This is a genomic window from Veillonella sp. (assembly GCF_019414865.1).
Lineage (GTDB): Bacteria > Bacillota > Negativicutes > Veillonellales > Veillonellaceae > Veillonella.
Map to the genome: position 1 here is coordinate 1 of NZ_DXLG01000128.1, position 4,262 is coordinate 4,262.

At 40.1% G+C, this 4,262-nt stretch carries 3 protein-coding genes and 1 pseudogene; 1 reads left to right on the forward strand and 3 read right to left on the reverse strand.

What is annotated here, in order from left to right; translation table 11 throughout:
- A pseudogene (locus QZ334_RS07140) lies at positions 1–471 on the forward strand (hypothetical protein); the annotation flags it as partial.
- A gap of 76 nt (positions 472–547) precedes the next feature.
- On the opposite strand, the gene QZ334_RS07145 reads toward QZ334_RS07140, so the two are convergent.
- The 3 genes from QZ334_RS07145 to QZ334_RS07155 all read right to left on the reverse strand — a co-directional run bounded on the left by QZ334_RS07145 (position 548) and on the right by QZ334_RS07155 (position 4,188).
- Entirely contained in the window at positions 548–2,104 is a 1,557-nt protein-coding gene (locus tag QZ334_RS07145) for a putative polysaccharide biosynthesis protein (protein WP_295233166.1), read from the reverse strand.
- A gap of 3 nt (positions 2,105–2,107) precedes the next feature.
- Positions 2,108–3,037 (reverse strand): class II fructose-1,6-bisphosphate aldolase, encoded by a 930-nt coding sequence (gene fba / locus QZ334_RS07150; protein WP_060924176.1) that lies wholly within the window; start codon positions 3,035–3,037, stop codon positions 2,108–2,110.
- A gap of 251 nt (positions 3,038–3,288) precedes the next feature.
- Positions 3,289–4,188, reverse strand: a complete 900-nt coding sequence (locus tag QZ334_RS07155; protein ID WP_295233168.1) for an RluA family pseudouridine synthase — start codon at positions 4,186–4,188, stop codon at positions 3,289–3,291.
- Positions 4,189–4,262: the final 74 nt, after the last annotated feature.

Genomic DNA, 4,262 nt, shown 5'->3' on the forward strand with positions numbered 1-4,262 from the left:
GAATATGATGTTTATATGTCTGGACGTATTAAAGCTGTATTTGGTAAGCAACCATTTATAGAAGGTGCTAGTGTTGAAAAACAAAATATTTTATATAGTTACTTAAGAACTGTTGTTAAAAAATATGGTTTAAAAGGTCATAAGCGATTACAATATGCTACAGTTTGGAACAATGGTATTCCAGCTTTATACTTTGAAGCTAACAAGGAAAATGCAACACTATTTGGTATGGTTTTGTATGATAATCAGTATGTTTATACGTATTATTTACACAAACCTGATGATGTTCACGTAAGTAACTATAAATTGCGAGATGTTATTCAATATGTAGCTGCTAAACATAGTAAAGCTTGGAATGATAAAGCTTTTGTGGGAATCGGCATTTCACCTGTAATGTTAGATGTGATACAAACAAATCCTACTATTAGGGATATTGTGAAAGATAAAAAAGCACATAATGATAAGAAGTAATACTATAAAAAGATAGCGTAAAGTGAGTGGCATAAAAAAGAGGTTTAACACATATGTGTTAAACCTCTTTAAGTTATTATCTAAAGAATCTACCAATGAGTGGCATGCTTGCGCCATCGTTTTTATTAAGTCCTTTTAGAAGAACCATGATAATAACGTAGAGCAATAAGCCTTCGATACCTGTGAGTATGAAGTTAACCCACATTGGTAAGATATCTGTTAAGTAGTGGTAACTTATAAAGATGAGTATACCCATGACACCGGCACTGACCACATTTTTCCATAGAAGGGAAATATCGAGGAAGTAGCCTGTGTATTTTTTGATGTAAATCAAGTTGAGTAACGCTGCAAAGCCAATATCAGCAACGGTTGCCCAAGCGGCACCGCCGATACCAAGCCATGGGATGGCCGTTAGTGTCCAGTTCAGGATGACTTTGATTACTAACGCAATACCCATATTAATTACAGGAATACGCGGTTTGTTAAGACCTTGTAAGATACCTGTTGTTACTTGGTGTACACCGAGGAAGAAGATAGAGAACGCAGTGATTTGTGTAGCTAATTCTGCCTTAGGTGCATTATAAATCAAGGTAACTGTTGGGGCAGCAAGTACATATAATAGTACCGTAAATGGTACAGTAGCCATAAATGTCAATCTCATGGAGCCCGAGGTACGTTCATAAATACCTTGATGATCGCGTTTTGCAAAGGCATGAGAGATAGCTGGTACAATGCTTGTTGCAAGGGCTGCTGTAATGATGGTAGCCAAGTTGATGAGCGGTACCGCCATACCTGTAAGATAACCGAAGAGCTCTGTTACCTCGTTCATTGGGAAGCCAGCATCTAAGAGACGACGTGGTACGATGAGCAAATCGAGGTTAGCTGTCAGTGGCAACATGATACTTGCTAAGGAAATTGGAATAGACAATGTTAAGAGTCGTGACAAAATTTCTTTAGCTGATTCACGGGGACCATCGTAGCTTTCACCAGTACTACTTGCCTTAGGCAATTTATAGTAATAGTACAAGAGCACCAGGAAGGCACCAAAGGCACCGACACCAGCACCTAAGCTAGCACCACCTGCAGCAGCCGGTAGACCATAAGGTAACAAGATAGCTGCGGCACCGAGCATGACGATAACACGTAATAGTTGCTCTACGATTTGGCTGACCGCCGTTGGCGTCATCATTTCATAGCCTTGGATATACCCGCGGAAGCAGGAAATCCACGTTACAAAGAATACTGCCGGAGCGAGCGCGATGATAGAGTAGTAGGCACGGCTTTCAGCAATGAGTCCACTAGAGATTAGCCAATCTGCACCAAAGTACATGGCAAGACTGGCGATAAAGCCTGTAATGGTTAACATTGTAAAAGATATATTGAATACTCTCTTAGCACCACCAAAGTCGTGTAAGGCTAATCGTTCTGCCGTCAAAATAGAGATGGCAATCGGCACACCTGCGCTCGAAATTTGTAATAGTAACAAATAGATAGGAAAGGCCATCTGGTAGATACCGATGCCTTCACCACCCAAGATGCGGGATAGAAGAATCCAGTTAATACTACCGATGGCTTTCACTACGAAACCGGCAATGGTTAAAATTAAGGTTCCTTTTAAAAATCCACTAGCCATTGATTATAGTTTGTTGGAAGAACCCAATACATTTTTAATTTTGTGAGCTACCATGCCTTTAATAGCATCACGAGCAGGTCCTAAGTATTTACGAGGGTCAAATTCAGATGGATTTTGAGCCAAGTATTCACGTACGGATGCAGTCATAGCAAGACGAAGGTCTGTATCGATATTGATTTTGCAAACTGCCATTTGAGCTGCTTTGCGAAGCATTTCTTCAGGTACGCCTTGAGCACCAGGAATGTTGCCACCAAATTCGTTACATTTTGCTACGAATTCAGGCAATACGGAGGATGCGCCATGCAATACGATTGGGAAGTCAGGCAACAATTCGCCAACTTTTTTCAAACGATCGAAGTCAAGGTAAGGGTCGCCTTTGAATTTGTAAGCGCCGTGGCTAGTACCGATAGCAATGGCTAAGGAGTCTACGCCTGTAAGATGTACGAATTCAGCAGCTTGTTCTGGATCTGTGAAGCGAGCATCCGCATCAGATACGTTTACATCATCTTCAACGCCAGCCAAACGGCCTAGTTCTGCTTCTACTACAACGCCATGAGCGTGAGCATATTCAACAACTTGTTTAGTGATTTTTACGTTTTCATCGAAATCATGGTGAGATGCGTCGATCATAACGGATGTGAAACCACCATCTACACAGTCTTTACAGATTTCGAAGGAATCGCCGTGATCAAGGTGAAGAGCGATAGGTAAATTGCTGTCTTCAAGAGCTGCTTCTACGAGTTTTACAAGGTAAATATGTTTAGCATATTTACGAGCACCTGCAGATACTTGCAAGATAAGAGGGGATTGTTCCTCTTTTGCTGCATCTACGATACCTTGTACGATTTCCATGTTGTTTACATTGAAAGCGCCAACAGCATAGCCGCCTTCATAGGCTTTTTTGAACATTTCTGTAGTAGTAACTAATGGCATGTTGTCCTCCTTGGCCATAGGGCCTGTCATATCATGTTATTAATACTGTGACTGCCAGTCTTTCTAGCGCATTTGAGCTAAATGAAATACTAGTGTATTGCAATCATATATCAATTCAAGTTAAGTATATCAAGAAACACTATAAAGGGCCAATATTTTTTGTATAACTTATGCATAAATTTCGTCTAATTTTATGACCCATGTGGGCTAATTTTTATGTATCGGTATTAATTTACCAGAAATACATTAGCTCAATTGGTGAGTAATGACTCCATATCCGATGGTATGGATGCCTGTAATTCTAGCCATTCATCCGTCATGGGATGGTAAAAGCTAATGCGCGATGCATGGAGTGCTTGACGTCCAATATAGTCTAAATGCCCACCATACAGGTCATCTCCAGCAAGTGGATATCCTAGTTGAGATAGATGGACCCGAATTTGATGCGTTCGACCTGTATGTAATAAACATTGCACATGGGTAAAGCATTGCTCAATCTTATTCTTTACAATTGTATTACTCTCAATGACAGTTATATCTGTATGTGCAGGTTTGCCTTCATTCGTACAGCAACGCTCGATAATACTACCTGGTTTACGTCCTATAGGCCACTGTACGCTTATGTGATTAGTGGGTAATTGACCTTCTACAATAGCGTCGTAGTTTTTATGAAAATGAGTACGCTTTTTATCGAAAGCATGTTGTACTACAGAGGTTTTAGCAATGATAACAATCCCAGAGGTGTCCTTATCTAATCGGTGAACAGGATGGAAATCATAATGCTGATTTGTCTGTTGGTAGTAATGTAGAACGCCGTTGGCTAAGGTATGATCTCGTACCGTTGAGGTGGGATGCATCAGAATACCTGCCTCTTTATTGATGACTAAAATATACTCATCTTCGTATACGATATCTAGGTCCATAGGACTTAAACTAAACTCTTGTTCAGGGGTTAGCTTCATAATGAGATGGTCTCCACCGTGGACAAGGGTATTCCAAGAGGCTGGTTCACCATTGACTGTTATAATGCCGTCATTTCGCAAACGCCGCCGCATACGTTGGGAAATATGCTGTTGTTTTATAATATGATTCATAGACTGCGTATGCACGTTGGAATCTACAATCAAGTCGATAATAGTTGCTGTTTTCATACATAGTATTATATCAAATAAATAATGGATGAAGAATTTTTCATAATTTATTGTCTTTATAGAGACCTTATAGT